Below are 15534 nucleotides of genomic sequence, written 5' to 3'. Positions count from 1 at the left end.
CCGCCCGCCAGCGGACGGGTCAGCGCAGGGCGATGGCGGCCAGCGCGGCGTTGACGATGCTGCCGGGCAGCAGGTCGTGCAGTTCGTACAGCTCGGCGACGCTGCCGGACTGGCCGAACTCGTCCACGCCGAGCGGCACCGCCGGCGCGCCGACTGCCGAACCGAGCCAGGCCATGGCGTGCGACGCGGCGTCGTGCACTGTCACCACCGGCACCCGATCGGCGAACGCGGAGCGCAGCGCGCCCGGCACGCTGGGCACCGTGGCCGTCCGGACGCCCTGGCGCAGGGTGCGCTGCCAGGCCCGGTAGAGCCGGTCCAGTGAGGTCACGTCCACCACGTGCGCGGCGATCCCCTCGTCGGCCAGTTCCGCGGCGGCGGCCAGCACCTCGGGCAGCACCGCGCCGGAGGCGGCCAGTTGCACCACCGGGGCGTCGACCAGGTGCGGGTACGCCTGGTGCGCGTCGACCAGCCGGTACGCCCCGGCGACGACCTGCCGGCGCAGCACCGCGTCACCGAGCCGCGCCCGGGCCGCCTCGAACGGCGCCTGGTCCAGCGGTCGGGTGCTCAACCGGAAGTAGTACGCGCCGTCCTCGGCGGGTGCGGCGGTCGCGGCCGGGGCCGACCCACCGGCGATCTGCCCGAACGCGTCGCAGAGCAGCCAGTCGAGGGTGGCCGCGTAGGCCGGCTCGACGAAGGTCACCCCGGGCAGCTCCAGGCCGACCGACGCGGTGATGGTGGACTGGTGGGCGCCGCCCTCGGGGGCGAGGGTGATGCCGGACGGGGTGCCGGCCACCACGAACCGGGAGCCGGAGTAGGTGCCGTAGAGGAACGCGTCGAGGCCCCGCAGCACGAACGGGTCGTAGACGGTGCCCACCGGCAGCAGTGGCTGCCCGGACAGGTCCCAGGAGAGCCCGAGCTGGCCGAGCAGGAGGAACAGGTTCATCTCCGAGATGCCCAGCTCGATGTGCTGCCCAGCGGGGCTCTCGGTCCAGCGCAGCATCCGGTCCTCGGTCCAGGAGCGCTGCTCGGTGGGGGCGAACACCCCGGTCTTGTTGATGAACCCGGCGAGGTTGGTGGAGGTGGCCACGTCCGGGGCGGTGGTCACCAGGTAGCGGCCCACCTCCCGGTCCCGGGCCAGGTCCACCAGCACCCGACCGAACACCTCCTGGGTGGAGATCGGCTTGGTTGCGCGTACTCCTGTGCTTTCCGGAACGGTGACCCCCAGCGCGCGCTCGCGGGGCGCGCGGGACAGCGCCTCCCGGCGGGCGCCGGCCTGGATTCCGGCGGGTGACGCCGGGTCGAGGCGGTCCCACTCGGTCTCGGCGGTCAATCCCTGCGCGGCCCGCAGCGTGTCGACCTGCTCGGAGCTGAGCAGCGCCGAGTGGTTGCGCGGGTTGCCGGCGATGGGCAAACCCCAACCCTTCACGGTGTACGCGAAGACGACGCTGGGCCGGTCGGTGACCGCGTCGCACTGGGCGTACGCGTCCAGCATGGCCTGAAGGTCGTGCCCGCCCAGGTCGGTGACGAGCGGGCCGAGTTCCTCGTCGGAGACGTCGGCGATCAGCTCTTCGATGCCGGCCGGAGCGCCGTCCAGGAACTGCTTGCGCAGCGCCGGCCCGGCAAGCCCGAACAGCGACTGGTACTGCTCGTTGGGCATCGCGTCGATCCAGCCACGCAACGCCTCCCCACCCGGGCGGGCGTACGCCTCGGCGAGCCGACGGCCGTACTTGACCTCGACGACGTGCCAGCCGGCGGCCTCGAACTGGCCCCGCCACTGGTTGATCCGGATGCCGGGAACCACCCGGTCCAGCGACTGGCGGTTGAAGTCGACCAGCCACATGACGTTGCCCAGCCCGGTGGTCGCCGGGTCGGCGACCGCCTCCCAGATGTTGCCCTCGTCCAGTTCGGCGTCACCGATCAGCGCCACGAACCGGGAGTGCGGGCGGGCCCCGAAGTGCGCGTCGACGTAGCGGCGGGTGGCGGCGGCGAAGAGCGGCGCCGCCGCGCCCAGCCCGACCGAACCGGTGGAGAAGTCCACAGCGTCCGGGTCCTTCGTGCGCGACGGGTACGACTGGAGGCCGCCACGGGCCCGCAGCCGGGGCAGGTAGGAGCGGTCCAGGTTGCCGAGCAGGTACTGGATGGCGTGGAACACCGGGGACGCGTGCGGCTTCACGGCGACCCGGTCCTCGGCGTCCAGGTGCGCGAACCAGAGCGCGGTCATCGCCGTGACCAGGGAAGCGCTGGACGCCTGGTGGCCGCCGACCTTCACACCGTCGCCGGTGGCCCGGTCGTGGTTGGCGGCGTCCACGATCCGGGTGGCGAGCCAGAGCACCCGTCGCTGGATCTCGTCGAGGACATCGAGGTCGTGCTGGGTCACGGTGGCTCCATCCAGGCGTCGCCGTTGACGCCCTCGCGAGGGGTGCGGGGTGGCCGCGTAGTCGACAGGGGGGTGGCGGAAGGCCGCCGCCGGGTCGCGGCGGCGGCCTGCTCCGGTGGGTCTCAGCCCTGGACGCCGAGGCGCTCCAGGATCAGCTCACGCAGGGTCTTCGCGTCGGCCTGGCCCCGGGTGGTCTTCATGACCGCGCCGACCAGCGCGCCGACCGCAGCCACCTTGCCGCTGCGGATCTTGTCGGCGATGCCGGGGTTCGCGGCGATCGCCTCGTCGACGGCGGCGGTGAGCGCGCCGGTGTCCGACACGACCTCCAGGCCACGGCTGGTCATGATCTCGGTGGGCGAGCCCTCACCGTCGACCACACCCTCCAACACCGTGCGGGCCATCTTGTCGTTGAGCTTGCCGGCGTCGACCAGCCCCTGAAGCTCGGCGACCTGGGTGGGGGTGGCACCGATCTGGGCCAGCTCCACGCCGCTCTCGTTGGCCCGGCGGGACAGCTCACCCAGCCACCACTTGCGGGCCGCCGCCGGGGTGGTGCCGGCGGCCACGGTCGCCTCGATCAGCTCGACCGCGCCGGCGTTCAACACCGACTGCATGTCCAGGTCGGAGAGGCCCCACTGCTCCTGGAGCCGACGCCGGTGCACCCGGGGCAGCTCCGGCAGGGCGGCCTTCAGCTCGGCCACCCAGGCCGGGTCCGGGGCGATCGGCACCAGATCCGGCTCGGGGAAGTACCGGTAGTCGGTGGCCGTCTCCTTCGAGCGACCCGGGGTGGTGTCACCGGTGTCCTCGTGGAAGTGGCGCGTCTCCTGGGTGATCCGGCCGCCCGCGTCGAGCACCGACGCCTGCCGCAGCATCTCCGAGCGGACCGCCCGCTCCACCGACCGCAGCGAGTTGACGTTCTTGGTCTCGGTGCGGGTGCCCCACTCCTGCCCCGGCAGGTTGAGCGAGGTGTTCACGTCACAGCGCAGCGAACCCTCCTCCATCCGCACGTCGGAGACGCCGAGGGTGCGGATCACGTCGCGCAGCTCGGCGACGTACGCCTTGGCCACGTCGGGGGCGAGCGCACCGGTGCCCGTGATCGGCTTGGTGACGATCTCGACCAGCGGGATGCCGGCCCGGTTGTAGTCGACCAGCGACTCCGTCGCGCCGTGGATGCGGCCGGTGGCACCACCGACGTGCAGCGTCTTGCCGGTGTCCTCCTCGAGGTGCACCCGCTCGATCTCGATCCGCACCGTCTCGCCGCCCACCTCGACGTCCAGGTAACCGTCGACGCAGATCGGCTCGTCGTACTGGCTGATCTGGAAGTTCTTCGGCATGTCCGGGTAGAAGTAGTTCTTCCGGGCGAACCGGCACCACTCGGCGATCGAGCAGTTCAACGCGAGGCCGATCCGGATGATCGCCTCGATGGCCGCCTTGTTGGCCACCGGCAGCGAGCCGGGCAGGCCCAGGCACACCGGGCAGACCCGGGTGTTCGGCTCGCCGCCGAAGTCGGTCGGGCAGCCACAGAACATCTTGGTGTTCGTGCCCAGCTCGACGTGGGTCTCCAGGCCGATCACCGGTTCGTAGCGCGCAACGACCTCGTCGTACGCGGGCAGTGTCGTCGTCATCTGGGCTCCTGCCTCACAGTGCCGGTGGGGTGAACGTGCCGACCGCGGACTCCAACGCGGCGGCGACCCGGTACATCCGGTCGTCGGCCATCGTCGGGGCCATCACCTGAAGGCCGACCGGCAGCCCCTCGGAGAGCCCGCACGGCACCGAGATGCCCGGCCCGCCGTACAGGTTGGTCGGGATCGTGTACAGGTCCGCCAGGTACATCTGGTACGGGTCGGCGGTCCGTGCGCCCATCGAGAACGCCACCGACGGGGTGGTCGGCGAGATCAGCGCGTCGACCCGCTCGAACGCGGCGGTGAAGTCCCGGGTGATCAGCGTCCGGACCTTCTGCGCCTGCCCGTAGTACGCGTCGTAGTAACCCGACGACAGCGCGTACGTGCCGATCATGATGCGCCGCTTGACCTCCGGGCCGAAGCCGGCCTCCCGGGTCAGCGACATGACCTCCTCCAGCGACCGGTTGCCGTCGTCGCCGACCCGCAGGCCGAACCGGACACCATCGAACCGGGCCAGGTTGGAGGAGCACTCGCTCGGGGCGATCAGGTAGTACGCCGGCAGCGCGTACGCGAACGTCGGGCAGGACACCTCGACGACCTCGGCGCCCATCTTGGTCAGCGCGTCCACCGACTCACGGAACGCGGCCATCACACCCGGCTCGGCGCCCTCGCCGACGAACTCGCTCACGATGCCGAGCCGCACACCGGTCAGGTCGCCGGTCGCGCCGAGCTTCGCCGCCGCCACCACGTCCGGCACCGGCTGCGGGATCGAGGTGGAGTCACGCGGGTCGTGCCCGCCGATCACCTGGTGCAGGAGAGCCGCGTCGAGCACGTTGCGGGCACACGGGCCGGGGGTGTCCAGCGACGACGAGAAGGCCACCAGCCCGTAGCGGGAGGTGCCGCCGTAGGTGGGCTTGGCACCGACCGTGCCGGTGACCGCGCCCGGCTGGCGGATCGAGCCGCCGGTGTCCGAGCCGATCGCCAGCGGCGCCTCGTACGCGGCCAGCGCGGCGGCGCTCCCACCACCCGAGCCACCCGGGATCCGGCTCAGGTCCCACGGATTGTGCGTCGGGCCATACGCCGAGTATTCGGTGGAGGAGCCCATCGCGAACTCGTCCATGTTGGTCTTGCCGAGCATCACCGTGCCGGCCTCCCGCAGCCGCTGCACGATCGTCGCGTCGTACGGCGGGCGCCAGCCCTCCAGGATCTTCGACCCCACAGTGGTCGGCACACCCCGGGTGGCGAGCACGTCCTTGACCGCGACCGGCACACCCGCGAGCGGGCCCAACTCCTCGCCGGCGGCCCGGCGCTCGTCCACCGCGCGGGCCGCGGCGAGCGCGCCGTCGGTGTCGACGTGCAGGAAGGCGTGCACCCGGTCGTCGACCGCGGCGATCCGGTCCAGGTGCGCCTGCGTCACCTCGACGGCGGACGTCTCGCCACCGGCGACCAGGCTCGCGATCTCCGTCGCGGTCATTCTGGTCAAATCGCTCATGCCGTCACTCCGCTTCGCTCCGTGACGCCGTGAGACACCACCGCGCTGCACTGCCGATTCGCTCGCTGCCGCCCGCTCATGAGGCCACGTCCTCGGTCAGGATCCGCGGTACGCGGAACCGCTGGTCCTCGGCGTCGGGCGCGCCCGACAGCGCTTCCTCCGGGGTCAGACACGGCGTGACGACGTCCTCGCGGAAGACGTTGGTCAGCGGCACCGAGTGGGAGGTCGGCGGGATGTCCGCGGCGGCGACCTCGCCAACCTGGGCGACCGCCTGGAGGATCACGTCGAGCTGGCCGGCGAACATGTCCAGCTCCTCCTCGGTGACGGCGAGCCGCGACAGGCGCGCCAGGTGCGCGACCTCCTCGCGGGAGATGGCGGCCATCCGTGCCCCCTTCTGAATTCCTGCTGATCGGGCGGTGTGCCGGCCGCGCGACAGGTGGAGCGTGACACGCGGTGACCGGAGCGAGTCTATTGTTCCGCTCCGGTGCCGCGTCCCCGACTCCCCCTCCACCCGCCCTCGTGCCGGGTCAGCGGGTGGGGCGGCGCGCAGCGTCGGGCTGTGGGTGCCCGCCGGTCGGGCGGACCGGCCGGTACCGGGCCAGCCAGGTGACCAACTCCTCCGCCGGCATCGGCCGGGCGTAGAACCAGCCCTGAGCGGCATCGCAGCCGGCGGCGTGCAGCATCCGCCAGGTCCGCTCGTCCTCGACACCCTCGGCGACCACCCGCAGCCCCAGCGCGCCGGCCAGCTCGATCATCGACCGGACGATCGCCGCGTCGTCGGCGTCGTCGGGCATGCCGAGCACGAACGACCGGTCCACCTTCACCTCGGACAGCGGCAGGCGGCGCAGGTGCTGGAGGGAGGAGTAGCCGGTGCCGAAGTCGTCCAGCGAGATGGCCACGCCGATCCGGTGCAGTTGGGAGATGGTGGCCAGCACCCGGCGCGGGTCGGCCATCAAGGCGCCCTCGGTGATCTCGACCTGCAGCCGCTCGGCCGGCACCCCGTAGCGGGCCAGTCGGTCGGCGATCTGATCGGCGATCTCGCCGGTGTGCAGGTCACGCACGCTCACGTTCAGCGCCGCACGCAGGCCGATGCCGGCCGCCGACCACTTGGCGAGCTGCTCCACCACGTCGTCGACGACACGACGGGTGAGCAGTCGCATCACGGCGCTCTGCTCGGCGACCCGGATGAGTTCCTCCGGGTCGACCATGCCCCGCCGGGGGTGCCGCCACCGCAGCAGGGCCTCGACGCCGACCACCTCACCGGTCGCGATGGCGATCTGCGGCTGGTAGTACATGGTGATTTCCCCGGCGTCGTCCGCCGGCTCATCGTCCGCGTGCGCCCACCCGGTCGGTTCGAGTGGCTGACCCGGGGTACCCGGCCCGACGTCCCGTCGCGCCCCGGCACGAGCCCTGCCCGCCGCGCTCCCGTTCGGGGACCGGCGGCCGTTCCCGCCCCCGACCCGCCGCTCCCGGGCCGAACCCGAACGGGTGCCCTCGACCGTGGCACGAACGTTGCGGCCCCGGATCGGGTCGGCTCCGGTGGCGATCCGGTTGATCAGCTCATCGGAGTGGACCAGCTCGGCGTCGGTGCGCCGACGGCGTGCCCACCACCTCGCAGCTCCCGGCGGTGCCGTGGCGACCGCCGGCGCCGACTCCGCCGCCGGCGCGGGCAGGCCCGGCGTCGCGCTGGGCAGCGCCGCCCCGTCGCCGCCGCGCACCTCCGCCGTTGCGACAAGGGGTACGTCGACCGCGGCGTCGAACGGTGCCTCGGCCGCTGGGCCGACCTCCAGTACGCGACGCAGGTCAGCGAGGAGGCCGAGTCGCTCGGCGGAGTTGTGGTCGGACTCCGGTGCGTAGACCGCCACCGTGTCGTTGCGGTGCTTGGCGTCGTACATCGCCACGTCGGCGTGGCGCATCAGGGTGGCGAAGTCCTCGCCGTGCTCGGGGAAGAGGGCGATCCCGATCGACCCGCCCACGTCCAACGGCAGTCCGTCGAGCGGCACCGGCTCGGCCAGCGCCTCGACCACCCGGTCGGCCAACTCCCGCGCCTGAGCGACGTCGGTCAGCCCGGTCATCACGATGGCGAACTCGTCACCGCCGAGCCGGGCGATCATCTGGGGTCGGGGCTGCACGTCGGTGAGCCGAGCGCTGACCTCGACCAGCAGCCGGTCGCCCACGGCGTGCCCGAGGGCGTCGTTGACGTTCTTGAAACGGTCCAGGTCGATCAGCAGCAGCGCCAGCTGCCCGTCGGGTTCACCGCGGGCGGTCCGCTCGGCATGTAGGTGAACCTGCTCCGCCACCTCGGCCAGCAGGGCCTTGCGGTTGGGCAGCCCGGTCAGCGGGTCGGCGGCGGCGAGGTGCTGCTGTTCGGTGGTCAGCCGCGCCATCCGGTAGACGGCGAAGAGCGGCACCAACACCAGCGGGATCAGCGCGGCACTGACCCGGGCCGCGGCGACCAGCACCGGGGCGAGCAGCAGCAGTGAGCCGGTGGAGAGCAGTTCGAAGCCGAGGCCCTGGCGCACGGTGGGCCACCAGCGATCACCGAAACGGAGCCGCACCGCCCAGCTGACCAACCCGTAGTTGACGACGAACCAGGCCAGCGTGGCACCGCCGACGGCGGCCACGTCGGTCCAGTGCAACCGCCCGCCGGAGAAGATCGTGCCCGGCCCGAGCTGGATCACCGCGTACCCGGCGGCGAGGGCGCACGCGTACTGGCCGACGTTGAACGCCGTGCGCCACGCGGCGTGCCGCATCCGCCAGCCCGAGACGACCACCCCCACCGCCTGCACCACCACCGCCGGGCCGAGCCCCCAGCCGAGCAGGATCGCGAAGGTGAAGCAGGTGGACGGGAACACCGCCGACGTCTGCCGACGCCCCGGTGGAACGAACGGGCGCGCGTCGCAGACCACGGCGAGCGCGGCCATCGTCCAGAACGCCACCGGCAGCCGCGACAGTTCGTCGGGGAGCGTCGCGAGTGGAACGGCCGCGGTCAGCGCGGCGACCGCCAGGATGCTGGCGACGAAGGCGGCGAACGGTGCGACCCGTCCCGCAGGAAGCGAGTTGCGTGGGTCGGCGACCTCCACCACACCTCCCGACCGACCATCGGCGTGCCGGTGCGCACGCCGTGACCCAATGAAACGCCCTCAGCCCCCAGTTTCCCGGTATGACAGTCACGAATCGGTCGTAGTCGTAATTAAGTTGGTATACGCGGTCAGTCGCCGTGGCCAGCCGTTGGCGGGTCAGCCGCCGAGCTGAGCGACACCCCGGGCGGCGTCCGGGCCCGCGTCCAGCAGGAGCCGGAACCCGTCCTCGTCGAGCACCGGCACCTTGAGACTGGCGGCCTTGTCGGCCTTCGACCCGGGGTTGTCCCCCACCACAACGAAGCTCGTCTTCTTGGAGACCGACCCGCTGACCTTGCCGCCCCGGCTCTGCACGGCCTCGGCGGCCTGGTCACGCGAAAACCCGGCGAGTGTGCCGGTCACCACCACCGTCAACCCCTCCAACGGGCGCGGCCCCTCGTCGACAGCCTCCTCGGCCATCCGTACGCCGGCCTCGGCCCACTTGCGGACCACCTCGCGGTGCCAGTCCACCGCGAACCACTCGCGGATGCTGGCCGCGATGGTCGGCCCGACCCCGTCGACGGAGGAAAGCTCCTCCTCGCTGGCCGCGTCGATGGCGTCCATGGAGCGGAAATGCCGGGCGAGCGCCTGCGCGGCGGTGGGGCCGACATGGCGGATGGAGAGCGCCACCAGCACCCGCCACAGGTCCCGTTCCCGGGCGACCGCGAGATTGTCCAGCAGCTTGGCCGCGTTGCTGCCCAGGCTGCCGTCCTTGTTGACGAAGAACGGGGACCGGGACAACTGATCGGCGTCGAGTTGGAAAAGGTCACCCTCGTCCGCGATGACCTCAGCGTCCAGCAGGGCCGCCGCGCCCTTGTAGCCGAGCGCCTCGATGTCGAACGCACCCCGGCCGGCGAGGTGGAACACCCGCTCCCGCAACTGCGCCGGGCAACTGCGGGTGTTGGGGCACCGGATGTCGACGTCGCCCTCCTTCGACGGCGCGAGCGGGGTGCCGCAGGCGGGGCAGCTGGTCGGCATGACGAACGGCCGGGCATCGGCGGGCCGCAGGTCGACCACCGGGCCGAGCACCTCGGGAATCACGTCGCCGGCCTTGCGCAGCACCACCGTGTCGCCGATCAGCACGCCCTTGCGCTCCACCTCGCGGGCGTTGTGCAAGGTGGCGAGCGCGACTGTGGAACCGGCCACGCGCACCGGTTCGAGCACGGCGAACGGAGTGACCCGGCCAGTGCGCCCCACGTTGACGTCGATGTCGAGCAGCTTGGTGGTGACCTCCTCCGGCGGGTACTTGAAGGCGATCGCCCAGCGCGGGGCACGGCTGGTCGACCCGAGCCGGCCCTGGATGGAGACCGGATCGACCTTGACCACCACGCCGTCGATCTCGTGCTCGACGTCGTGCCGGTGCTCGGCGTAGTAGGCGATGAACTCCGCCACGCCGGCCAGGTCCGGGACGACCCGCCACCGGTCGCTGGTCGGCAACCCCCACGACTTGAGTGCCGCGTACGACTCGGACTGGGCGGTGGGCTGGAACCCGCGTCGGGCGCCGATGCCGTGCACCACCAGACGCAGCGGTCGGGTGGCCGTGACCCGTGGATCCTTCTGCCGGAGGCTGCCGGCGGCGGCGTTGCGGGGGTTGGCGAAGGGCGCCTTGCCCTGCTCCACCAGACCCGCGTTGAGATCGGCGAACGCGGCGATCGGGAAGTAGATCTCGCCCCGAACCTCCACCAGCTCGGGAATGTTCGGGAATTCGGCGGACGGGGTGAGCTGGCCGGGCACGTCCCGGATGCTGCGCACGTTGGCGGTGACGTCCTCACCGGTGCGCCCGTCGCCGCGGGTGGCGGCCCGGACCAGCCGACCGTTCTCGTAGGTCAGGTTGATCGCCAGCCCGTCGACCTTCAGCTCGCACAGGTAGGGCACCGGGCCGCCCGCGTCCCGTTCGACCCGCTCGGCCCAGGCCGCCAACTCCTCGTCGGCGAAGGCGTTGTCGAGCGAGAGCATCCGTTCGGCATGGGTGACCGGTGTGAAGTCGGTGGAGAACGTGCCGCCCACCCGTTGGGTCGGCGAGTCGGGCGTCCGCAGCGCCGGGAACTCCGCCTCCAGTGCCTCCAGCTCGCGCAACTGCCTGTCGAAATCGACGTCGGGGATGGTCGGCGCGTCCAGGACGTAGTAGCGGTACTGGTGCTCGGTCAGCTCCTGGCTGAGGGCGGCGTGCCGCTCCCGGGCCTGCGGCGTCGGCTCAGCCCCGGCCGCCGCCTCCTGCGCCGGGCTGACCTGCTGACCGATCTGCTCCTCGGACACACCGCCACCTTCGGACACGCCTGCGACCTCCCTGATCACGCTACTCCGGCACCGTATCGGGCCGGTGGGACAATCCGTCGCCCGCCCGCGCCGGGAGCGACCCCGCACTCAGTCGCGTTCGGTGATCACTCGACGCTCAGCAGTCGTCGCCGGGCCGATCCGGCTGGTGATCAAGGGCGATCGTGGAGCGCCTCGGGGCGATGGAGCGGCTGCGGTGTGGTTGGCGGGCGGCACGTGCTGCGGCGTGCAAGGATCGCCGGACGGTGCGACCGGCGGGTCGCCGGGAGGCGGAGGTACGGATGCGCGCGGCACTGTTCTGGGCGGTGGCGATCCTGCTGGCGGTGGCCGCCGGCTGGGCGTGGAACAGCTGGCGGCACCGGGTGGCCAACCGGCGTCCGGGCGCCCGGCCCGGTCGGGGCAGCACCGGTGGGCCGCGTCCCGCCCCGCCACGGCCCCGTGGCACCGAACGCCCGTCCACCACATCCCGCTCGCGCGGCACCGACCGGCGCGACGACACCCCGGCGCCCGGTGAGATCTGGTGGGCCGACGTGCCGTACGCCGACGGCAGCGGGTCGAAGGTGCGCCCGTGTCTGGTGCTGCGGGCGGACTCCCGGGGCGCCGACGTCCTGAAGATCACCAGCCAGGACAAGAGCGACCGGGACGACCACGTGCGGATTCCCACCCAGGACTGGGACCCGGGCGCGGAGCACGACAGCTACCTCAGCCTCACCGAGCCGATCCGACTCGACTCGGCCGCCTTCGCCGACCACGCCGGCCGCTGCGACGCCGACCTGTGGCGAAAGGTCCGCAGCCTGCGCCACCTCCCCACCGCCTGAGCATCCCCGGGCCACCCGCACCGCCTTGATCAACTCAGATTCCTGAAAGTCGCGGTGTCGGAGGAACCCGGACACCGCGGTTCTCAGAACCCCGAGTCGATCATGATCGGCGGGACGCGCCAACGCACGGCTGCCCGGCCGCGCCACGGTCAGTCCCAGGCCGCGCCCAGCGTGGCCAGCTGGTCCGCGTACTCGATGCGGTTGGCCCACTCGCCCGGCCAGGCGGTCATGCCGACGGCCGCGCCCACGAAGGCGCCGGCCAGGGCGGCGATCGAGTCGGAGTCGCCGGCGGTGGTCGCGCCCCGGGCCAGTGCCGAGACCGGATCGTCGGCGTGCCGTACGGCGCAGAGCAGCGCGGTGGCCAGCGCCTCCTCCGCCACCCAGCCCTCCCCGGTGGACTGACACGGGTCGCCACCGTCGTCCGGCTGCCGCAACGCGTTCGTCAGTCGGCCCAGCACCGCCAGGCACTCGTCCCAGCCCTGGGCGATGAACTCCTCAGGAGAACCGGAACCGGCGCGACGCCAGAGGTCACCCAGCCACCGCTCCCGGTAGACCAGGCGTTGGGACCGTGCCCGCTCGGTGAGCACCGCGGGAAGCTCAGCCAGCGTGGCGCCCGCGCGCAGCGCGAAGACCGCGTACGCGGTGAGTTCACTGGCGGCCAGCCCGGTCGGATGGCCGTGGGTCAGCCCCGCCTGCAACTGGGCCAACCCGGCGAGCGTGTCGAGGTCCGTGTCGAGCAACCCGACCGGGGTGACCCTCATGTTGGCCCCGCAGCCCTTCGAGCCGACCACTGTCGCCTCCTGCCAGCGCACCCCACGACCCAGCTCGGCGCAGGCGCGCAGGCAGGTCATGCCCGGGGCACGGTTGTTGTCCGGGCTGACCGCCCACGCCAGGAAACGTCGCCGCAGCAGTGGCTCCACCGCCTCCGCGGTGAACGACGGCGCCTCGCGTAGCGCCCACGCCACCGCCAGCGCCATCTGGGTGTCGTCGGTGACCAGCGCCGGGTCGCCGGAGAGCTCACGCGGACCGGTCGGGCCGTAGCGGCGCTCGATCTCGGCGACGGTCAGGAACTCGGTCGGCTTGCCCAACGCGTCACCGTAGGCGAGGCCGAAGAGCGAGCCGGAGGCACGCGGCGCAGAGTTGTGGATCACGACGGCCATGATGCCCGGCCGCCGCAACCCACGGCGAGGTCAGTCCCAGCAGAGGCAGAACGGATGGCCGGCCGGATCGGCGTAGACCCGGAAGCCCTCGCCCTCACCGGGCAGCCGCCGAGCACCGAGCGCGAGCGCCGCCTTCTCCGCACTCTCGATGTCGTCCACCGTCACATCCAGGTGGAACTGCTGCGGGCGCTCGGGATCGGGCCAGGCCGGCGGCCTCAGGTTGAGCGCCTGCTGAAAGGCGAGGCGCGGCTGGTGACCGGGCGGGCCGCCCAGCACCACCCAGTCGTCCTCCGTGTCACCCTCGACGAAAGGCAGGCCGAGAAGCTCGGAGTAGAACGCCGCCAACGCCCGCGGATCCGGGCAGTCGATCACCACTGAACGCAACTGTCCAATCATGACCGTCATCCTGCCCACCGGGTACGACAGGAAACCTCAGGCCTCGGCGAGCCGCCGGCCGGCGTCCCGGCACGCGGCGAGCACCGCGCGTGCGTACTCCGGGGTGGCGCCGGCGAGGCCGCAGGCCGGGGTGACCACCACCTGCTCGGCCAGCTGCCGACGGGGGAAGCCGAGGCGGTCCCAGACCTGGCGTACGCGATCGGCGATCTGTGCGGAGGTCGGCGCGCCACCGGCCGACGGCGGCCGCGTCGGCGCTGCCCCGGCCAACAGCCCGAGGCCGGCGTCGATGGCCTCGCCCAGCGGGTCCAGCTTGGTGACCTGGTCGAGATCGAGGGCCACCGCGACGGCACCGGTGGAGCGGATCAGCTCCAGCGGCACGTCCGGGGCGCAGCAGTGCACCAGCGTCGGCACGCCGACCGCCTCGACGATCGTGCGCAGCAGAGCGGCGGCGTCCACCGGGTCGACCGCCCGGTACGCGCCCAGCCCGCTCTCGGTCGGCACCCGCCCGGCCAGCACCGTCGGCAGTGACGGTTCGTCCAGTTGCAGCAGCACCGATGCCTGGGGCAGCCGACGGGCGACCGCCGCGACGTGCGCGCGCAGCCCCTCGGCGAGGGAGCCGGTCAGGTCGCGGACCGCGCCGGGATCGCGCAGCAGTCGGCCACCGATCGGCAGTTCCAGGGAGGCGGCCAGGGTGAGCGGGCCGGCGGCCTGCACCTTGATCGGCCCGGCGTACCCCTCGGCCTGCTCGGCGAGCTGGTCGAGGTCGCGTTCCATCAGGTCACGGGCCCGACGCAGGTCGCGGCCCGGGCGTGGGGCGACCCGCCACCGCCCCGCGTACACCTCGACGGGCAGTTCGACGAGCAGCCCGGCGGACCTGCCGATCATGTCGGCGCCGGGCCCACGGGCCGGCAACTCGGGCAGGTGGGGCAGCTCGGGAAGCTCACCGAGGACCACCCGCTGAGCCTCGCCGATGTCGGTGCCGGGCAGCGAACCAATTCCGGTTGCCGCGCCGGCCGGCCAGGGCCACGCCTGATCTGTCACTGGCGAAGGCTATCCCGCGAACCCCCAGGCCGTGCGGTCAGCCGGTGATGGTCGCGGAGCCGAGGACCACGTCGCCGGCCGGGTCCGGTCGGTACGCCACCACGGCCTGGCCGGCGGCGACGCCGCGCACCGGTCGGCGCAGCCCGGCGTGCAGTCGGTCACCGTCGAAGGCGACGGTCGCCGGCACCACGTCGCCGTGGGCGCGCAACTGCACCTCGCACTCGACCGGCGCGTCCGGACGTGCGCCGCCGGTCCAGACCGGACGTACGGCGTGCACGTCGGACACCTCCAGCGCCTCGGCCGGCCCCACCGTCACCGTGTTGGTCTTCGGGGTGATGGAGAGCACGTAGCGCGGTCGGCCGTCCGGGGCGGGCCGGTCCAGGTGCAGCCCGCGACGCTGCCCCACCGTGTACGCGTACGCGCCGCTGTGACTGCCGACGACCGCGCCGGTGGTCGCGTCCACCACGTCGCCGGGCGCCTCACCGAGCCGACCGGCGAGGAAGCCGCGGGTGTCCCCGTCGGCGATGAAGCAGATGTCGTGCGAGTCCGGCTTGTCGGCCACCGCCAGGCCACGCTCGGCGGCCTCCGCGCGGACCTGCGCCTTGGTCGAGTCACCGAGCGGGAAGATCGACCGGTCGAGCTGCTCGCGGGTGAGCACGGCGAGCACGTACGACTGGTCCTTGGCAATGTCGACGCTGCGTCGCAGCAGCCCGTCAGCGCCGAGGCGGGCGTGGTGCCCGGTCACCACCGCGTCGAAGCCCAGGGCCACCGCCCGGTCCAGCACCGCCGCGAACTTGATCTTCTCGTTGCAGCGCAGGCAGGGGTTCGGGGTACGGCCGGCGGCGTACTCGGCGACGAAGTCGTCGACCACGTCCTCGTGGAAGCGGTCGGCCATGTCCCACACGTAGAACGGGATGCCGATCACGTCGGCCGCCCGTCGGGCGTCCCGAGAATCCTCCAGGGTGCAGCAGCCGCGCGCCCCGGTCCGGTAGGTCTGTGGGTTGCGGGCCAGCGCCAGGTGCACGCCGGTCACGTCATGTCCGGCCGCCACCGCCCGCGCCGCCGCCACGGCTGAGTCAACCCCACCCGACATCGCCGCCAGAACCCTCACCGACGCACTCCCTTCCCCGTCCCCCCAACAACCCTATCCACCAGCACCGAAAAGCCCCCAGACCCGGGTCAGCCCCGCGCACCCAGCCGCGCGATCTTGCAGTTTCTGCGGCGACATATGCCCACAT

General features: G+C 72.6%; 11 protein-coding genes. 1 reads left to right on the top strand and 10 read right to left on the bottom strand.

All coding sequences use genetic code 11. From position 1 onward, the window contains the following. Positions 1–19: 19 nt before the first annotated feature. From DLJ59_RS21330 to ligA, 6 genes are all read right to left on the bottom strand, one after another. Positions 20–2377, bottom strand: a complete 2358-nt coding sequence (locus tag DLJ59_RS21330; protein WP_124774400.1) for a transketolase-like TK C-terminal-containing protein — start codon at positions 2375–2377, stop codon at positions 20–22. Positions 2378–2499: 122 nt separating this feature from the next. Further along, the gene (gatB, locus tag DLJ59_RS21325) at positions 2500–3999 is read right to left on the bottom strand and encodes an Asp-tRNA(Asn)/Glu-tRNA(Gln) amidotransferase subunit GatB (protein ID WP_124774399.1); all 1500 of its coding nucleotides are present in this window, start codon (positions 3997–3999) and stop codon (positions 2500–2502) included. 13 nt (positions 4000–4012) lie between these two features. Continuing rightward, a complete protein-coding gene (gene gatA, locus DLJ59_RS21320; RefSeq protein WP_124774398.1) occupies positions 4013–5488 on the bottom strand; it encodes an Asp-tRNA(Asn)/Glu-tRNA(Gln) amidotransferase subunit GatA in 1476 nt (491 codons plus the stop codon). Between the two features lie 76 nt (positions 5489–5564). After that, on the bottom strand, positions 5565–5870 hold the full coding sequence (gene gatC, locus DLJ59_RS21315) for an Asp-tRNA(Asn)/Glu-tRNA(Gln) amidotransferase subunit GatC (RefSeq protein WP_124774397.1): 306 nt from the start codon (positions 5868–5870) through the stop codon (positions 5565–5567). 145 nt (positions 5871–6015) lie between these two features. After that, a complete protein-coding gene (locus tag DLJ59_RS21310; protein WP_124774396.1) occupies positions 6016–8571 on the bottom strand; it encodes a putative bifunctional diguanylate cyclase/phosphodiesterase in 2556 nt (851 codons plus the stop codon). A 156-nt stretch (positions 8572–8727) separates the two neighbouring features. Continuing rightward, on the bottom strand, positions 8728–10863 hold the full coding sequence (gene ligA, locus DLJ59_RS21305) for an NAD-dependent DNA ligase LigA (RefSeq protein WP_124774395.1): 2136 nt from the start codon (positions 10861–10863) through the stop codon (positions 8728–8730). A gap of 299 nt (positions 10864–11162) precedes the next feature. Here ligA and DLJ59_RS21300 point away from each other — a divergent pair, with 299 nt between their 5' ends. Beyond that, positions 11163–11699 carry a type II toxin-antitoxin system PemK/MazF family toxin gene (locus tag DLJ59_RS21300; protein ID WP_124774394.1) on the top strand — a complete coding sequence of 179 codons (537 nt, stop codon included), beginning with the start codon at positions 11163–11165 and terminating at the stop codon, positions 11697–11699. Positions 11700–11848: 149 nt separating this feature from the next. Here the strand turns inward: DLJ59_RS21300 and DLJ59_RS21295 are convergent, their stop codons facing one another. From DLJ59_RS21295 to mnmA, 4 genes are read right to left on the bottom strand one after another with little or no spacing between them, the layout of a single operon-like run. Further along, the gene (locus tag DLJ59_RS21295) at positions 11849–12859 is read right to left on the bottom strand and encodes an ADP-ribosylglycohydrolase family protein (protein ID WP_167493880.1); all 1011 of its coding nucleotides are present in this window, start codon (positions 12857–12859) and stop codon (positions 11849–11851) included. A gap of 30 nt (positions 12860–12889) precedes the next feature. Beyond that, positions 12890–13255: a VOC family protein gene (locus DLJ59_RS21290; RefSeq protein ID WP_208648784.1), complete on the bottom strand. Its 366-nt coding sequence runs from the start codon at positions 13253–13255 to the stop codon at positions 12890–12892. Positions 13256–13291: 36 nt separating this feature from the next. Beyond that, a complete protein-coding gene (locus tag DLJ59_RS21285) occupies positions 13292–14296 on the bottom strand; it encodes a methionine synthase (protein ID WP_124774392.1) in 1005 nt (334 codons plus the stop codon). A 37-nt stretch (positions 14297–14333) separates the two neighbouring features. Continuing rightward, positions 14334–15407 (bottom strand): tRNA 2-thiouridine(34) synthase MnmA, encoded by a 1074-nt coding sequence (mnmA, locus tag DLJ59_RS21280; RefSeq protein WP_208648783.1) that lies wholly within the window; start codon positions 15405–15407, stop codon positions 14334–14336. Between the last annotated feature and the right edge of the window lie 127 nt (positions 15408–15534).

Origin of the sequence: Micromonospora inaquosa, assembly GCF_003857055.1 — a bacterium.
Classification (GTDB): Bacteria; Actinomycetota; Actinomycetes; order Mycobacteriales; family Micromonosporaceae; genus Micromonospora; species Micromonospora inaquosa.
Note: the sequence above shows the minus strand (reverse complement) of the source record. Positions and strands in the feature narration are given on the sequence as shown.

Coding starts and splice junctions, on each gene's coding strand:
- gatA (WP_124774398.1), bottom strand. CDS start 5,488: ATGAGCGATTTGACCAGAATGACCGCGACGGAGATCGCGAGCCTGGTC.
- DLJ59_RS21300 (WP_124774394.1), top strand. CDS start 11,163: ATGCGCGCGGCACTGTTCTGGGCGGTGGCGATCCTGCTGGCGGTGGCC.
- gatB (WP_124774399.1), bottom strand. CDS start 3,999: ATGACGACGACACTGCCCGCGTACGACGAGGTCGTTGCGCGCTACGAA.
- DLJ59_RS21295 (WP_167493880.1), bottom strand. CDS start 12,859: ATGGCCGTCGTGATCCACAACTCTGCGCCGCGTGCCTCCGGCTCGCTC.
- gatC (WP_124774397.1), bottom strand. CDS start 5,870: ATGGCCGCCATCTCCCGCGAGGAGGTCGCGCACCTGGCGCGCCTGTCG.
- DLJ59_RS21290 (WP_208648784.1), bottom strand. CDS start 13,255: ATGATTGGACAGTTGCGTTCAGTGGTGATCGACTGCCCGGATCCGCGG.